This is a genomic window from Maritalea mediterranea (genome assembly GCF_021568695.1).
GTDB classification, from domain to species: domain Bacteria; phylum Pseudomonadota; class Alphaproteobacteria; order Rhizobiales; family Devosiaceae; genus Maritalea; species Maritalea mediterranea.
In genome coordinates, this window is the sequence record NZ_JAKGTI010000001.1 from 1492286 (window position 1) to 1509222 (window position 16937).

Here is a 16937-nt window from a genome sequence, read left to right on the forward strand (position 1 = left end):
GATGAAGAATGTTCGATATTAAATGGATCCGCGCCAATCCAGACCTTTTTGACCGGTCTCTGGCGCGTCGGGGCGCCGAGCCTTTGGCGAATGCTTTGATTGCTCTTGACGATGAGCGCAAAAAAACAGTCCAGCAACTCAATGAGTGGCAAGAGCAGCGCAATGCCTCTTCCAAGCAGATTGGTCAGGCAAAAGCCCAGGGCGATGAGGAAAAAGCGCAAAAGCTCTTGGCCGAAGTGGCCGATTTGAAATCAAAAGTGCAGGCCGGCGAGGATCAGGAGCGCGAGCAGACTGCTGAACTCAATAAAATTCTGGCCGGTGTACCCAATTTGTTGCTTGATGATGTGCCGGATGGTGACGATGAAGACGCCAATGTGGAGCGCCACAAGGTGGGGGAACCCAAGCGCTTCAATTTCGAACCAAAAGAGCATTACGAGCTGGGCGAAGCCCTAGGCCAAATGGACTTTGAGACCGCATCAAAAATCGCAGGCTCCCGCTTTGTGGTGCTGAAAAATGATGTGGCGCGGCTGGAGCGGGCCCTTGGCCAATATATGCTTGATTTGCACACACGTGAGCATGGTTTCACTGAAGTGGTGGCGCCGCTGTTGGTCCGTTCCGAGGCGCTGTTCGGCACCGGCCAATTGCCCAAATTCGCCGAAGATGCGTTCCAAACAACCGATGATCGCTGGCTGATCCCAACGTCTGAAGTGTCTTTGACCAATTTGGTGCGCGAAAGCATGCTGAGCAAGGACGAATTGCCCTTGCGCTTTACGTCTTTGACCCCCTGTTTCCGCTCAGAGGCCGGTTCCGCCGGGCGAGACACGCGCGGCATGCTGCGTCAGCATCAATTCTACAAAGTAGAAATGGTGGCCGTGACGACGCCAGATACCTCTTTGGACGAGCATGAACGCATGCTAGGTTGTGCCGAAGCGGTGATGAAGGGACTTGATATTCCATATCGTGTGATGCGCCTTTGCGCAGGCGACATGGGCGCCACCATGCAACGTACCTACGATATTGAAGCCTGGTTGCCCGGACAAAACACCTATCGCGAGATCTCATCTGTTTCTGTGGCGGGTGATTATCAGGCGCGTCGCATGCAGGCACGCTATCGCGATGAAGATGGCAAGCCGCAATATGTGCACACATTGAACGGCTCAGGCGTGGCCACTGGCCGGGCCTTGATTGCGGTGATGGAAAACTATCAGCAAGAAGATGGCTTGATCGCCATACCCGATGTGCTACAACCCTATATGGGCGGCCAGACCGTGATTGCGGCGGGCTAAATGACCAAAAAGCCGCGCATTCTAATCACCAATGATGACGGCGTGGACGCACCGGGCATCAAGGTGCTGGAACAAATTGCGCGGCAGATATCTGATGATGTGTGGGTGGTTGCGCCGCTCACCAATCAATCTGGTGTCGGTCATAAATTTACCCTTGGCCAAGAGTTGAAAATCGAGCAACGCGACGAGCGGATTTATGCGGTCAATGGCTCGCCTGCCGATTGTGTGGTGACGGGCATGACCCATCTGCTCAAAAAGAAGCCGGCTGATATCGTGCTTTCCGGGGTCAATCGCGGCCAAAATATAGCCGACTTGGTGAATTGTTCCGGCACGGCCGCGGGTGCGCGGGAAGGGGCCTTGCAAGGGGCCTTGGGTATTGCGCTCAGCCAAAGCATGGATTTCTCCAACGAACATTTGATCGAATGGGACTGTTCAAAAGCCTATGGCGCACAAGTGGTTGAGCAGATAATCAAGAGCGCGCGTGGCACTGAGACCTATTACAATATCAATTTTCCCCGCTGCACGGCAGATGAGGTGAGCGGCATTGAAGTGGTGCCGCATCAGCGGTTTTCAACCTCGCCCTTCGAATATTATCCGTCCGACAATGCGGGCAAACATTTTGTTGCCATTCTTGAAACGCCTAAACCGCTCACGCCAGAAGCTGATTGTGTGCGCCTGTTGGACCATAACGCCATTACCGTAACCCCACTATTGCTTCAACAAACCGATATGACAGAATTGGAACGGCTATCAGGTACGCTTCAATTTTCAAAGGTTAGTCGTGATGAAGGATGACGAGCCGGCAGAGTTAGAATGGGCGAAGGCCTCTTTGGTGTTGAGTTTGCGGCAAAAGGGGATCACCCAGCGCCAAATTGTGGACGCGTTTGAGCGGCTGCCGCATGAGCTGTTTGTGCCGGATGAATTTGCCGCCCATGCCTATAAGGACTGCGCGTTGCCCATAGACTGCGGCCAGTCTATGACGTCACCGGTAAAAGTGGCGCAAATGCTTTCCAAACTCAATTTTGATGAACCGGTGAGTAAAATCCTCGAAATTGGCACTGGTTCGGGCTATGCCACTGCCTTGCTGTCCCGTTTCGCCAAGCGTGTGTTTACCATTGAAAAATATGGCACCTTGTTGCGCCAGGCTCAGGCACGTTGGGAACAGCTGAACATCTCTAACATTGTCAGCCAACATGGGGATGGGCTAGCCGGGTGGCCGCTGCAAGAGCCTTTTGATCGGATTGTTCTCACGGGCTCAGTCAAGCAGGTTATGCCGGAGCTAATGGATCAATTGGCCGACGGTGGATATTTGCTGGCGCCGATCGGGGCCCCGAACGAGCTGCAGCAGCTGGTGCGCTACGAGCGATTGGGCACTCAATTTGCCGAGGATGTGGTGGGAAGCATTCGGCTGGCCCCACTAATGCACGGAAAATCTCAAACTCTTTAAACTCCCCTTTACCTTAATGAATTTATATTGGGGTGAGTAAAGTTGTATTGAGTATGAGTAAAACCATGATAGTGCGCCAAAAGTCACGGCTGTTGAAAAACAGCGCCGCCCTTCTTACCGTCCTGGGTGTCGCCGGAATTTTGGCAGGCTGCACCACAGCGCGTTCGCCGTTTATCGCCCAAGGCCCTCTGGTTACCAATTCCGTAAATACGGCTCAAAACGCTGATTTGAATCAGGCCATGCCTGCAGCTGTTGGCGCAATGCCCAGCAATAACGTCCAGTCGGCAGCGCCGGTCCGTGTGGCCCAGAACAATAGTGCGCCGTTCACGCCCCCAGCAGACGTGGGGGGCAGCCCTGTATATTCATCGGCTGGTTCAGGCTCACAAGACCCGTTGCTAGCGGGCGGATATCCGCAGACACAGGCGTCTAACTCTAATTTCGGCAATGTGGCCGCAACACCGTCTCAGGTTTCGCAGCAACCTTTGCCCAGTTTGTCACCACTTCCAGTAAAGAGTAACACCACCATGACAGCGTCGACTTCGCCTGCCGAAATCCAGACACAGCCGCAAACCTTGCAGCCACCGGCAACACAAACCGCCGCAACACCACGCTTGGTGCCGGAAAATGCCTTCATGCATAAAATTGAAGCGGGCGAATCACTTTATGTGATCGCGCGTCGATATGATGTCAGTCCGCAGGCGATTGTCACCGCCAATGGTCTGGCCTCAGCCGATCGCATCTTTGTTGGCCAGGAACTCATCATTCCAGGTCGTCCGGACCTGATCGCGCAAAAGGCACCCGCGCAACCAGCGCCACAAAAGGTGGCTGAAGCTAAGCCAGTGACCGAAGCTGCGCAGCCAAAAAGCGATGCTTCCCAGATCAGCCCGACACCGATTGCGCGTCCGTCTGACCTGAATGTCGCGGCCGCCCCGGCTCAAGAAACAAAATCAACGCCGCAGGTCGCTGTAACACCTGCACCTCAAGCGGCAACGAACCCGGCACCGAAACCGGATGAGATTAAAACCGCCTCTGTGCCAGAACAACAAGTTACGGCTCGGCCTCAGGCAGAGCCCCAAGCGCAAGGCTTTCGTTGGCCCGTTTCTGGCCGCTTGATCCGGGACTTTAAGGCCTCCAAAAACACTGGCATCAATATTGAAGCGCCAGAAGGCACTTCCGTGAAAGCAGCCGATTCTGGCACAGTTATTTACACTGGCAATGCGGTTGAAGGCTATGGCAACTTGGTGTTGATCAAACACGCCAATGGCTATGTATCAGCCTACGCCCATTTGAAAGACATCAGTGTGTCCAAAGGCGCGCAGATTGGTCGCGGCGAAGAAATCGGTCTGGTTGGCTTTACCGGCTCAGTGTCCCGTCCGCAATTGCACTTTGAATTGCGCAAAGGTGCCACACCAGTTGATCCAGCACCATTGCTGGCCAGCTAAGCTTTCAAAAAAAACGTTTTTTATAGAGGGCGCGTCAGGAAATGGCGCGCCCTTTTTTGCCGGCCAAGTGCCGAACGAACTGAATGGCCACGCGCCCGGATCGTGATCCGCGAGTCTGCGCCCACTCAATCGCTTGTGCCCGCAAGTCTTGAGGACTTTCCTCAATCCCGAAATGAGCGCAATAGCCGTTGATCATCTGCAAATAAGTGTCCTGATCGCAATTGTGGAAGCCGATCCACAGGCCGAACCGATCAGAAAGCGATATTTTCTCGTCATTGGCTTCATTGGAGTGGATGGCAGCGCGCGCTTCATTGTCAATCATATCGCGCGCCATCAAATGCCGACGGTTGGACGTGGCATAAAACAGCACGTTTTTTGGGCGTCCTTCCAGGCCGCCATCCAGCACTGTTTTGAGTGCCTTATAATCGGTTTCCTCCCGATCAAAGGACAAATCGTCACAATAGATTAGAAATTGAGCGTCATGCGGGGCAAGCTTTCGCATCAATTCGGGCAGGGTGGAGATATCTTCTCGATGGATTTCCACAAGGATCAGGCGACGAATGGTGGGGTCAGTTTCCGCACGTTCAGCAATTTCCCCGTGAATGGCCTTGACGATTGAACTCTTGCCCATGCCTTTTGCGCCCCACAAGAGGGCGTTGTTGGCGCCGAACCCCTTGGCAAACTGTAAGCTGTTGTCCAATAAAGTCTTTTTTTGTGGTTCAATGCCTTGAAGCAAATCAAGATCGACTCGATTGACCCGCGCAACCGGCAGAAGCTGACACACATGACCTTCCCATTGGTAGGCGTTTGCATCTGTCAGCTGCACACGATCTGCGCCAGGACGGTGGGCCAACACGCGTAATGACTGTGCGATATCGGCCAGGAACTCACTTAATTTCATTTTTGCTCCAAACTCATGAAAAAAGGTGGGGTTTTCGCTTTGCATTTCGAAAATCCCCCCTATATATTCCCGCAAAACCAAACCAACCCGTGGCTTCGGTTCTATTGCAGATTATTTGAAATCTGAATTGAACAAAAGCCACATCAAGGAGTATCCGTATGCTTGTTTCACCCGCATTTGCACAGGCCGCTGGCGCCCCAGGTGCCGCTGATTATTTGACCAGCCTGATGCCAATTCTTTTGATCATTCCGATCTTTTACTTTTTGATCATTCGCCCACAACAAAAGCGGGTGAAGGAACAAAAAGCCATGCTGGACGCCATCCGTCGTAACGATGTGATTGTCACCAATGGCGGCATCATCGGCAAAGTGACCCGGGTAAAAGATGATAACGAGCTTGAAGTTGAACTGGCTGAAAATGTGCGCGTAAAAGTGTTGCGCTCAATGGTTGCCGACGTGCGCACCAAAGCAGAGCCGGTCAACGACAATAAAAAATAATTCTTTAAACGCGAACGCTAGGTTTTCTTGCGATGCTAAATTCTTCACCCCTCCGCGCGGTGTTCATAGTTCTTGTTGCACTGGCTGGCATTTTGTTCACGCTGCCCAATTTTGTGGCACCTTCGACCCTGGACAAACTGCCAGACTGGCTGCCGAAAAAACAAATTGTGCTGGGGCTGGACCTGCAGGGCGGTTCGCACCTGCTGCTTGAAGTAAATCGCGAAGAGATCGTTGGCGAACGCATTAAAGAGCTGCGGCGCGAAGCCCGGTCGATTTTGGCCAATGACAATGGCATAGGCCATTTAATCAACACTGAGGGCTCAAAACTCACCATCGAGTTGACCGATCAGGAGAATTTCGACACGGCGTTGAATGCGCTTCAGGAGCTGGATATCCCGCTTTCGCAAACACTGGGCGGTGTTGGTGGTGTGGATGAAATGGTGATTGACCGGACGAGTGACGGCAATATCAGCATTTTGTTGACAGAAGAGGGCATCACTGAGCGGTTGTCTTCTGTTGTGGCGCAATCCATTGAAGTGGTGCGCCGCCGCGTGGATGAATTGGGCACAACCGAACCCACCATTCAGCGCCAGGGCAATGACCGGATTTTGGTTCAAGTGCCCGGATTTGATGATTCTGAGCGCTTGAAGGACGTGATTTCCAAAACTGCTCGTTTGACCTTCCACATGGTGCACCCCACCATGAGTGCGGCGCAGGCGAAAGTTCAAGGGCTGCCCGAAGGCACCATGATTCTGCCAAGTCAGGATGGCGGCGACGAGTTGGTGTTTGAAGAGGTGGCCATTGGGGGCGAGTCACTCGTGGATTCGCAACCCGGCTTTGATCCTCAAACCAACGCACCGATTGTAACCTTCCGGTTTGATACGCGCGGCGGGGTAAAATTCGCCGAAATCACGGCCAATAATATTGGTAAACGCTTTGCCGTGGTGCTCGACAATCAGGTGATAACGGCACCAGTCATCAACTCCGCTATACCAGGCGGATCTGGCCAAATTTTCGGTAACTTCACAGCCGAAAGCGCGAATGACCTGGCTGTGCTGTTGCGCGCGGGTGCATTGCCAGCCACGTTGGACATCATCGAAGAACGCTCTGTTGGCCCAAGCCTGGGCGCGGACAGTGTCGCTGCGGGCCAAGTGGCAGGCTTTGTGGGTGGCCTGTTGGTGATCATTTTCATGATCGCGGCCTACGGCACCTTCGGCGTTTTTGCCAACATTTCGTTGATCGTCAACGTCACATTGATCTTGGGCACCTTGTCCATGCTGGGCGCCACACTGACGTTGCCGGGCATCGCGGGTATCGTGCTGACAATCGGTATGGCAGTGGATGCCAACGTCTTGATTTACGAGCGGATTCGAGAAGAAAAGCGCGCCGGACGTGGGTCCATTCAGGCCATTGAGGCCGGGTTCCAACGCGCCTTCACCACCATTTTGGACGCCAACGTGACCACCTTGATCGCGGCAGCAATCCTGTTCTTCTTGGGGTCTGGCCCAATCCGCGGATTTGCCGTGACGCTGGCAATCGGTATCATCACCACATTGTTCACCGCATATATTTTGACCCAATTCATGATTTCAAAATGGTATGCGCGGCGTCGTCCCAAAAATCTCAAAATTGCGCTGCTGAAAATTCTGCCCTCAGACTTCTCATTTGATTTCATGACCTATCGAAAATTTGCGTACGCATTTTCAATCGTTACGGTGGTGGGTTCCTTGGCGCTGTTTGGGGTGAAAGGCCTTAATCTAGGCATCGACTTCAAAGGCGGGTCGGCCATTGAGGTGCAATCAAATGAAGGGCCAGCGGATATTGCGGAATTGCGCGAAATCGTTGGCGGATTGAACCTTGGTGATGTCCAGGTGCAGGAATTCGGCACACCTCAAGACGTTCTCATCCGCGTGGAAACACAGCCTGGTGGCGATGAGGCGCAGCAGGTGGCGGTGACCAAAGTGATCGAGGCGGTTGAAGCGGCCGGCTATGATAAACGACGGTCTGAAGTCGTGGGGCCGACAGTTTCCGGCGAATTGGCCACCACAGGCGCATTGGCCGTTTTGGCGGCAATGGTCGCTGTTCTGTCTTATATCTGGATGCGATTTGAGTGGCAATTTGCCATTGGCGCAATCGCTGCATTGGTGCACGATGTTGTGCTCACCATTGGCCTGTTTGCACTCACGGGGTTGGAATTTAACTTGGCCTCAATCGCGGCCATCCTCACCATTGTCGGCTACTCGCTCAACGATACGGTGGTGATTTATGACCGTGTGCGGGAAAATCTGCGCAAATATCGGAAGAAGTCGATTTCCGCGCTGATCAATCTGTCCGTCAATCAAACCCTTTCGCGGACCATTCTGACGTCAATAACCACTTTGATGGCTTTGGGCGCTTTGGTCGTGTTTGGCGGCGAGGTTATCCGCAGCTTCACCCTTGCGATGGCATGGGGCGTGCTGGTCGGCACCTACTCAACCATTTTTGTGGGGTCACCATTGTTGATCAATTTCAAGCTGACCGCCCGCAAAGAAGTTGCCAAAAAGGAAGAGCGACGCGCCGACGGGGCGTCGGTTTAAATCTTGACCGAGCAAGGCGCAAACGGCTTTCTTAAATATCAGGTCCCCATTGACGCCTATGGCAATGGGGGCTTTCGCTTTGGGGAAATGTCCCACAAGGGCTCCTTGCTCTGCCTGCCGTCGGGCATGCACAGCTGGGCGGTAGCATCTCCTGATCAAATCACGCATGAAAGCCTTTCAAAGGTTTGGGCTGAGGCGGGTCAGATCGATGTGCTTTTTGTCGGCACAGGTGATCAGCTTCTGGTACTAGAGAAGCCCATCAAACAGGCCGGGCGTGACCTGTCCATCATCACTGAACCGATGAGTACGGGCGCTGCGGCGCGCACCTACAACGTGTTGTTGGGGGAGAAACGGGCCGTGGCCGCCGCTTTGTTGGCCGTCGAGCGGGGCAAATGACCCAGTCAATTGCGAACACCAGCACGGCTGAGCTTATCGCCGCACAATTGCGGGAGCTGGACCGGGATGCCTATCTGGCCAGTCTGGTTTTGCCCAAACATGCGCGGCCGCCGGTGCAGACATTGCAGACCTTTGCCGCTGAACTAGCTGCCGTGCGCTACCGCGTCAGCGAACCCATGCCCGGCGAGATCCGTCTGCAATTCTGGCATGACGCGCTTGAGGGCCAGCGGCATGGTGATGTCGACAATAACCCGCTGGCGAAAGCGCTATTCGAAACCATCAAAACACACCAGCTATCCACTGTGCCCCTTTTGCGGATGGTGGCCGCGCGCCGGTTCGATCTTTATCAAGACCCAATGCCTAACGAAAACCAGTTCGAAGGGTATGCAGGGGAAGTCAGCTCAATCATTTTCCAATATGCAGCCCAAATCTGCATGCAAAACCTGGAAAACCCCGAACAGTTTAATGACGCAGCGGGCCATCTGGGCGTGGCCCAAACCTATGTGCGAGCGCTTTATAGCTTCGATTATGATTGCCGCCGCGCACAAATCTTCTTGCCGCTCAGCATTTTCCAGGCGTTCGGGCTGAAGGATGGGGACGTGCTCGCAAACACCCCGAAAGATAAAATTGTCGAAGCGTTGCGCGCCTTTGCTGACAGTGCGCAAACCCATCTGGACAAGGCCAATAGCGCCATCAAATGCTTGCCTTCAGAAGCAAAGCCAGCATTTGCCGCCTATCCTTTTATCTCCAGCGATCTGGCACGCGTCCAAAAAGCTTTGGCGCGGAACAATTGGGCTGCCGTAAAAATGTCCGATTGGCGAAAAATACTCAAGCTTATGCGGTGGGGTATCCGAAGATAGAAGCAGGCAAGGGGGATATGATGGAACTGAGTGCCTTTGAAAAGTGGCGAGCACACCTTGGCCCAGCGCTCAACAGAGCCATCCAACGTTTTCCCCTTTCCGTCGGTCTATTGAGTGTGGCAACGCTCCTATTCTTTGTGGGCATGAACCTCGATCCCGAATTTGAAAATGATCTCATCGGGCAAACTTTCGTCATTTGCGTGTTTGCCGCCTTGTGGTCAATCGCAGCACAATTGGCGCATGAGAGCGGTAATTTTCCCCGAATATGGGTTTGGTTTGCCGCGATCATGGGTACAATTTTAATTGGCATAACTGTCTATTGGCACGAACAACTCCCGGTAACGCCAGAGATTTGGCCACCCATTCTGGTCTTGTTGACCTCAATTTCGCCGGTATTGCGACCGAATGGGCCCGAAGGAGCGCAACAGCAACAAGACTTCTTCTGGTGGATTAATCATCGCGCCATTGTATCGGCATTGATCGCCGGTCTGGCCTTTCTTGTTATCCTATTTGGATTTGTTATCGTTGAGCGATCCTTGGCAATATTGTTCGGGCTCAATGCAGAGCATGTGGTCTATCGCTATCTTCTGCCGACTGCCGGCATATTGTTTGCGCCAATTTTCTGGATGACCACTATTCCTGAACCGCATGAATATGCCCCTCACGATCTAACCGAGCCAGATTTTATATCACGAGCCGCAGGTTTTTTGGGCCTTTATATATTTGCCCCGTTTCTTGCGTTCTATGCCCTAATTCTGGTGGCGTATGCCGTGCAGATCCTGGTGCTCCAGGCCTATCCCGAAGGAACAGTCGGCTGGATGGTCGTGGGCTTCATTTGTGTGGCGGGGCTCAATCATTTGTTGTTGTATCCCGCCTTCATGCGTGCAAATCCCATAGTCGTGCGCTATTTGCGCTATTGGCCATTTTTTGCAGTTATACCCGTGATGATGCTGGCCGTGGCGATCTATATTAGAGTCCAGAACTACGGCCTCACGCCCGAACGCATTCTCTTGATAGCGGGTGCCTTTTGGACCGCTTCGATCATCACACTTGGCATGCTAAATAGGCTCGACATCAGGCTATTGCCCGGATTAGCTGCAATCCTTTTGCTGATCATTTCGTTTGGCCCGTTCAATATTGAAAACTGGGCTCTGCGCGACCAGCTGTCCCGGTTTGAAAGCGGTTATGATCGCTGGCGTCAGGCCAACAATGCCGACGATGTGGAACAAGTGCGTAGCGCTGCCAACTATGTGATGCGGACACCGGAAGGTCGGGCGCAACTCACCGGACTACTTGAGCAAAAGGGCTTTGAGGTTGAAGGGGAGATAACCCGAAATCAGGTTAGTGAATTGCTCGGCCTGCCGGACCTGACACCCCAGGGTGACGAGCAGGGCGATTATGCGCACCTGAGCAACCAGCAGCCCATCAATCTTGTGGGCCAATTTGCTTTTTATGGCCATATTCAATTGCCATGTTGCAGCCAACAGGTTGGTCCCTACAGATTCAGCATCAATGGTCGCGAGCTGACGATCATGCGTGATGAAGCGAAATTGATCACCCATGATCTCACATCATGGGTGTCCTCTCTAGACTTGGGGGGAACCATACTGCACGACCGCCGCTTCCAGTTTGAAGCCGAGAACAAAACCTTTTTGGGGTTCGTCGATGAGGTGCATATTGAGCAAGATCCAGAGGGTGAGCGAACAGTGTCGCGGCTGCACTTCTTTCTCTTTGTCAAACAAAGCAATGACGTCAATTAGCGCCATTGCTCCAAATGTTCGAGTGCCCGCTTGGTTGTGGCCTGCTTTTTCGCGCGGCCACGATCCGGTCCCCGCCAGCGTTTCACGCCCTCTGGCTTAGTCACTTCGACCGGCGGGAACAGCCCGAAATTCACATTCATCGGCTGAAAACTCTTGATGCCATTGCTCTCGTCTGCCAAATGGCCGCCGGTGATGTGGTTTACGAGCGCGCCCAGAGCAGTTGTCTTTGGCGGTGCATCCAGCGGGTTGCCCAAAATTTCATTGGCGGCCAACCGGCCAACGACAAGCCCAAGCCCAGCGCTTTCCACATAGCCTTCCACGCCGGTGACTTGCCCGGCAAAGCGCAAGCGCGGATCAGCCTTTAAGCGCAGTTGGTCGTCCAACAGAGCAGGGGAATTCAAGAAGGTATTGCGATGCAGTCCACCCAGTCGCGCAAATTTGGCATCTTCAAGGCCCGGAATCATCCTAAAAATTTCCGCTTGCGCGCCATATTTTAGTTTGGTTTGGAAACCAACCATATTCCAAAGTGTGCCCAGCGCATTATCCTGCCGCAATTGCACGATGGCGTGCGGCTTCACATCGGGATTATTGGGGTTGGTCAGGCCCACCGGCTTCATTGGCCCAAAGCGCAATGTTTCGCGGCCGCGTTCCGCCATCACTTCGATGGGCAGGCAGCCGTCAAAATAGGGCACATTTTCCCATTCTTTGAATTCGGTCTTCTCGCCCTCCAGCAAGGCATCGATAAAGGCGTTATATTGCGCTTCATCCATCGGGCAGTTCAGATAGTCAGCACCGGTGCCGCCGGGGCCGGCCTTGTCATAGCGCGACTGCGCCCAGACAATATCGAAATTGATGCTTTCCTTATGGATGATCGGCGCAATCGCGTCGAAAAAGGAAAGGGAATCCTCGCCGGTCAATGACTGGATGCCCTGCGCCAACGCCTCGGAGGTGAGGGGGCCGGTGGCAATTATCACATGTTGCCATTCTTTCGGGGGGAGCCCGTCGACCTCACCACGCTCAACGGTGATGTTGGGGTGAGCTTCCAGCTGGGCGGTCACGCCCTGCGAAAACACGTCGCGGTCCACAGCAAGCGCACCGCCGGCCGGCAATTTTGCCTTGTCCGCGGCACCCATGATCACTGAGTTGCACCGTCGCATTTCTTCATGCAGCAGCCCAACAGCGTTATTTTCATGATCGTCCGAGCGGAAAGAGTTTGAACACACCAATTCGGCCAGGCCATCGGTCTGGTGAGCATCGGTTTCGCGCACTGGGCGCATTTCGTGCAGCACAACCTGAACGCCAAGCTCTGCGGCCTGCCAGGCCGCCTCGGAACCGGCAAGTCCGCCACCAATTATATGCAAAATTTTTGATTGATCTGTCATGAGGGCAGTTAGCAAGGAATGGGGGCAAAACGCAACAAAATTCAAACAAAAAAACACCCGCGAACAATCGCGGGTGCTTAGAGATTTGGGAGGTCTTGGAGAGTGCCTAACGCATTAGATGCGTTCTGCATGCTCACGTGCCAAAGGCTGAATGTCACCGCGTGTAATGCCCAGATCGTTCAGTTCACGATCATCAAGAACGCTCAGTTCACGAACAGTTTTGCGGTATGAAGCCCAGCGGCGAAAAGTTTTACCAAAATCCATTGCTCATCTCCTTGGTTTGCAGTGGTGTGTTCCGTTTGTTGACCCGTATATAACCCTGCACTTGGCGCATGAGTAGACGGTTTTTCTGCAATCCGCCTATGCAGTTTTTGCAACTCTGGTTAAGAATTTGCCGTGCGGGCCCGTGGATCTGTATCAAATTGGATTTCCGGTCTGATGATACCGAAATGATCATCTTCCGTGGTCACGCAGCAATCCAGCTGCAGTAGTGTTTGTTTGATATGAATCAAGTCTTTAAGGGAAGTCAGAAGGGTGCGGGACATGGCTTGAACCTCTCGCAATAAAGTTAAATACCTTGCGATTGTACCTGCTGTTAATTTGTCCCTGAAACGCAAAACATGCGGCCCAGATATGTCTGAGCCGCATGTGTCGCGAAAAAAACTGTCATAGAAATCAGCTAGACTGACTCTATTCGGCTGCATCCTGCCTATTGGGACGACGGGCCAGCAATTCTTTCAAGAAGTGCCCGGTATGCGAGCGTGGCTCATCAATAATTGCCTCAGGTGGGCCCTCGGCCACAACTTCGCCGCCGCCATCGCCGCCTTCAGGGCCCAGATCAATCACCCAATCTGCGGTTTTCACCACTTCCAGATTGTGTTCAATCACCACCACCGTGTTGCCTTGGTCAACCAGCTCATGCAGCACTTCAAGCAGCTTGGCCACATCATGGAAGTGCAGGCCGGTGGTCGGCTCGTCCAACACATAAAGCGTGCGCCCGGTGGCGCGTTTGGACAATTCCTTGGAAAGCTTCACCCGTTGGGCTTCACCACCCGATAGAGTAGTGGCCTGCTGGCCGATCTTCACATAGCCCAGCCCCACGCGTTGCAAGGTTACCATCTTGTCGCGGATCGATGGCACAGCCGAGAAGAACTCAACCCCTTCATCCACGGTCATTTCCAACACGTCAGAAATGGATTTGCCCTTAAACTGCACTTCCAGCGTTTCGCGGTTATAGCGCTTGCCCTGACAGACATCGCAAGTCACGTAAACATCAGGCAAGAAGTGCATCTCAATTTTCAGCACGCCATCGCCCTGGCAGGCTTCGCAACGTCCGCCCTTCACATTGAAGGAGAAGCGCCCTGGCGCATAGCCACGCGCTTTGGCTTCGGGCAGTCCAGCAAACCATTCGCGGATAGGCGTGAACGCGCCGGTATAGGTGGCTGGGTTTGACCGGGGTGTGCGGCCAATCGGACTTTGATCGATATCGATCACCTTGTCCAAAAACTCCAGGCCCAGCAATTGATCATGCGGAGCAGGGGTCAGGCGGGCGCCATTCAGCTTGCGGGCAATGCCAGCATACATAGTATCAAGGATCAGCGTCGACTTGCCGCCACCAGAAACGCCCGTCACCGCCACAAAGCAGCCAAGGGGCACATCCACGTCGACATTTTTCAAATTGTTGCCCGTGGCCCCGGTGACGCTGATTTTGCGAGTGTCCGAGATGGGCCGCCGTTCCGCCGGCACTTTAACGCCCATCTTGCCGGACAAATATTGCCCGGTCAGGCTCGTTTTGTGTTTCACAATATCCTGCGGCTTGCCCGCGGCCACAATCTGGCCGCCATGCACCCCGGCGCCTGGGCCAATATCCACCACATGGTCAGCGGTCAGGATCGCATCTTCATCATGCTCCACCACAATCACCGTATTGCCCAGATCGCGCAACCGACGCAAGGTCTCCAACAACCGCGCATTGTCGCGCTGGTGCAAGCCGATGGAAGGTTCATCCAGCACATAAAGCACGCCGGTCAAGCCAGAGCCGATTTGCGAGGCCAAACGAATACGTTGGCTTTCCCCGCCTGAAAGGGTGCCAGAATTTCGGGACAGGCTGAGATAATCCAGCCCCACATCCACCAGGAAAGTCAGGCGATCGCGGATTTCTTTCAAAATGCGCTCGCCGATTTCTTTTTGCGTAGCGGTTAATTTGGCGGAGATATTTTCGAACCAGATATGCGCTTCGCGGATCGATTTTTGTGAAACCTGGCCAATATGCAGCCCGTCAATTTTCACCGCCAGTGCTTCCGGTTTCAGCCGATAGCCGCCACAAGCGTCGCAGGGTGCAGAAGACATATATTTTTCAATCTCTTCGCGCATGCCCGCGCTTTCGGTTTCGCGATAACGGCGGGTGAGGTTGCCCACAACCCCTTCAAAGGCCTTTTGCGTCTTGTAGGAACGCAGGCCATCATCATAGACAAACTCGATCTTTTTCCCGCCAGTGCCATGCAGCACAGCGTGGCGCACGTCCTGAGGTAAATCCTGCCAGGGCGTATCCATCGAAGCGCCATAGGCTTTGCAAACCGCTTGCAACGTCTGGGCATAATAGGGTGCCGACGTCCGTGACCACGGCGCGATCGCGCCCTTTTTGAGCGACAGGCTGGTGTCGGGCACCACAAGATCTTCGCTCACCTTAGATTCGGCCCCCAACCCGTCACATTTCGGGCAGGCCCCAAATGGGTTGTTAAACGAGAACAGGCGGGGCTCGATTTCGGCAATGGTGAAGCCGGAAACGGGGCAAGCGAACCGCTCGGAAAAGACCAGCTGTTCGTTTTCACCTTCCTTGGCGACGATCTCAGCCACCGCAATGCCATCGGCCAACTGCAACGCTGTCTCAAAGCTTTCGGCCAGACGTGCCTGCATGTCGCCAGAAACGACAATCCGATCCACAACCACATCAATATTGTGCTTGAATTTCTTGTCGAGCGCCGGCGCGTCGGGGATTTCATAAAACTCGCCGTCAATCCGTACCCGTTGGAACCCGCGCTTCATCAGCGCGGCGAGTTCTTTGCGATATTCGCCCTTGCGCCCGCGCACGATCGGCGCCAGCAAATAAAGCCGCGTGCCTTCTTCAAGCGCCAGCACTTTATCCACCATCTGCGTGACTGTCTGGCTTTCAATCGGCAGGCCGGTAGCAGGCGAATAAGGGATTCCCACGCGCGCAAACAGCAAGCGCAAATAGTCATAAATCTCTGTGACCGTACCCACAGTGGAGCGCGGATTTTTCGATGTGGTCTTTTGCTCAATCGAAATGGCAGGAGAAAGTCCCTCAATCTGCTCCACATCCGGCTTTTGCATCATCTCCAGAAACTGCCGCGCATAAGCGGAAAGGCTCTCCACATAGCGGCGCTGACCCTCAGCATAAATCGTGTCGAAAGCCAAAGAGGATTTGCCGGAACCGGACAGACCGGTCATCACAATCAGCTCGTCCCGCGGCAAAGTCACATCAACTGATTTGAGATTGTGCTCCTTGGCGCCACGAATAATGATCTCGCGATTGTTGTGGGCTGATTTCGACATTTCGACTTCCTGCTGTTCCTGCCAAAAAGGGGGTCAGACTGTGTTCTAGGGTGCTTAAAAATGAATCACAAGAGTTGACTTTGCGCGAATTAATATGGAACATAAATAGAACAAATTAACGAACGTCAAGAGGCTTGTGGATGACTAGACAACACATCTTCATTCTCATGGCGTGTTGTGTGCATAAGCACTACGGTTAAATTATGAAATTGGATGAACATATTGTTCACGCAATATGACGCCTGAAAGGGAAGATGCGATGGCAGGCAGTGTAAATAAGGTAATTTTGGTTGGTAATCTTGGGGCTGACCCGGAAGTGCGCAGCACCAATGATGGTCGCCCCATCGTCAATCTGCGCATTGCCACGTCTGAGCGTTGGCGCGACAAAAACTCTGGCGAACAGCGTGAGCGCACCGAGTGGCACCGCGTGGTGATCTTCAATGAAGGTTTGTGCCGCGTGGCAGAGCAATATCTGCGCAAAGGTTCCACCGTCTATATTGAAGGCCAGCTCCAAACCCGCAAATGGCAGGATCAGGACGGCAACGATCGTTATTCCACTGAAGTGGTGCTGCAAGGCTTCAACTCAACCCTCACCATGCTGGGCGGTCGCGGCGACAATACCGGCAGCGGCGATTATGGCAGCCAGGGCGGCGGCTCTTACGGCAACAACAATCAAGGCGGTGGACGTCCGCAGGCCAACGCTCCGGCTTTTGATGCTGGCGACATGGACGACGATATCCCGTTCTAAGCCAAATTCTTCGATTGGACATAAAAAAGGCCGCTCAATTGAGCGGCCTTTTTGCTGAGCATTATCTGA

At 53.6% G+C, this 16937-nt stretch carries 14 protein-coding genes; 10 read left to right on the top strand and 4 right to left on the bottom strand.

The window, feature by feature from the left end; translation table 11 throughout:
• Window positions 1–8: 8 nt before the first annotated feature.
• From serS to L1I42_RS07275, 4 genes are read left to right on the top strand one after another with little or no spacing between them, the layout of a single operon-like run.
• Window positions 9–1286, top strand: coding sequence for a serine--tRNA ligase (gene serS, locus L1I42_RS07260; RefSeq protein ID WP_236113813.1), 1278 nt, complete (start codon window positions 9–11; stop codon window positions 1284–1286).
• Window positions 1287–2081 (top strand): 5'/3'-nucleotidase SurE, encoded by a 795-nt coding sequence (surE, locus tag L1I42_RS07265; RefSeq protein ID WP_236113814.1) that lies wholly within the window; start codon window positions 1287–1289, stop codon window positions 2079–2081.
• Window positions 2071–2733, top strand: a complete 663-nt coding sequence (locus L1I42_RS07270; protein WP_236113815.1) for a protein-L-isoaspartate(D-aspartate) O-methyltransferase — start codon at window positions 2071–2073, stop codon at window positions 2731–2733. Before surE ends, L1I42_RS07270 begins: the two co-directional genes overlap by 11 nt.
• A 53-nt stretch (window positions 2734–2786) precedes the next feature.
• Window positions 2787–4175 (top strand): peptidoglycan DD-metalloendopeptidase family protein, encoded by a 1389-nt coding sequence (locus tag L1I42_RS07275; protein WP_236113816.1) that lies wholly within the window; start codon window positions 2787–2789, stop codon window positions 4173–4175.
• A gap of 34 nt (window positions 4176–4209) precedes the next feature.
• Here the strand turns inward: L1I42_RS07275 and L1I42_RS07280 are convergent, their stop codons facing one another.
• Window positions 4210–5076: an ATP-binding protein gene (locus L1I42_RS07280; RefSeq protein WP_236113817.1), complete on the bottom strand. Its 867-nt coding sequence runs from the start codon at window positions 5074–5076 to the stop codon at window positions 4210–4212.
• Between the two features lie 158 nt (window positions 5077–5234).
• Between L1I42_RS07280 and yajC the strand changes: the two genes are divergently transcribed.
• Genes yajC through L1I42_RS07305 form a run of 5 tightly spaced genes read left to right on the top strand, consistent with a single transcriptional unit; the run spans window position 5235 to window position 11165 of the window.
• Complete coding sequence (gene yajC, locus L1I42_RS07285) at window positions 5235–5573, top strand: preprotein translocase subunit YajC (protein WP_236113818.1); 339 nt, start codon at window positions 5235–5237, stop codon at window positions 5571–5573.
• A 32-nt stretch (window positions 5574–5605) separates the two neighbouring features.
• Window positions 5606–8149, top strand: coding sequence for a protein translocase subunit SecD (gene secD, locus L1I42_RS07290; RefSeq protein WP_236113819.1), 2544 nt, complete (start codon window positions 5606–5608; stop codon window positions 8147–8149).
• A gap of 3 nt (window positions 8150–8152) precedes the next feature.
• On the top strand, window positions 8153–8545 hold the full coding sequence (locus L1I42_RS07295) for an Mth938-like domain-containing protein (RefSeq protein ID WP_236113820.1): 393 nt from the start codon (window positions 8153–8155) through the stop codon (window positions 8543–8545).
• Entirely contained in the window at window positions 8542–9405 is an 864-nt protein-coding gene (locus L1I42_RS07300; protein ID WP_236113821.1) for a phytoene/squalene synthase family protein, read from the top strand. Before L1I42_RS07295 ends, L1I42_RS07300 begins: the two co-directional genes overlap by 4 nt.
• 20 nt (window positions 9406–9425) lie before the next feature.
• Window positions 9426–11165 carry a DUF4153 domain-containing protein gene (locus tag L1I42_RS07305; protein WP_236113822.1) on the top strand — a complete coding sequence of 580 codons (1740 nt, stop codon included), beginning with the start codon at window positions 9426–9428 and terminating at the stop codon, window positions 11163–11165.
• On the opposite strand, the gene trmFO is transcribed toward L1I42_RS07305, so the two are convergent.
• The 3 genes from trmFO to uvrA all read right to left on the bottom strand — a co-directional run bounded on the left by trmFO (window position 11162) and on the right by uvrA (window position 16120).
• Window positions 11162–12547, bottom strand: coding sequence for a methylenetetrahydrofolate--tRNA-(uracil(54)-C(5))-methyltransferase (FADH(2)-oxidizing) TrmFO (trmFO, locus tag L1I42_RS07310; protein WP_236113823.1), 1386 nt, complete (start codon window positions 12545–12547; stop codon window positions 11162–11164). The two genes, L1I42_RS07305 and trmFO, sit on opposite strands and share 4 nt — an antisense overlap.
• Window positions 12548–12661: 114 nt before the next feature.
• Window positions 12662–12811 (bottom strand): DUF1127 domain-containing protein, encoded by a 150-nt coding sequence (locus L1I42_RS07315; RefSeq protein WP_084634168.1) that lies wholly within the window; start codon window positions 12809–12811, stop codon window positions 12662–12664.
• A gap of 426 nt (window positions 12812–13237) precedes the next feature.
• The gene (uvrA, locus tag L1I42_RS07320) at window positions 13238–16120 is read right to left on the bottom strand and encodes an excinuclease ABC subunit UvrA (RefSeq protein ID WP_236113824.1); all 2883 of its coding nucleotides are present in this window, start codon (window positions 16118–16120) and stop codon (window positions 13238–13240) included.
• 259 nt (window positions 16121–16379) lie between these two features.
• Between uvrA and L1I42_RS07325 the strand changes: the two genes are divergently transcribed.
• Window positions 16380–16868, top strand: coding sequence for a single-stranded DNA-binding protein (locus tag L1I42_RS07325; protein ID WP_236113825.1), 489 nt, complete (start codon window positions 16380–16382; stop codon window positions 16866–16868).
• Window positions 16869–16937: the final 69 nt, after the last annotated feature.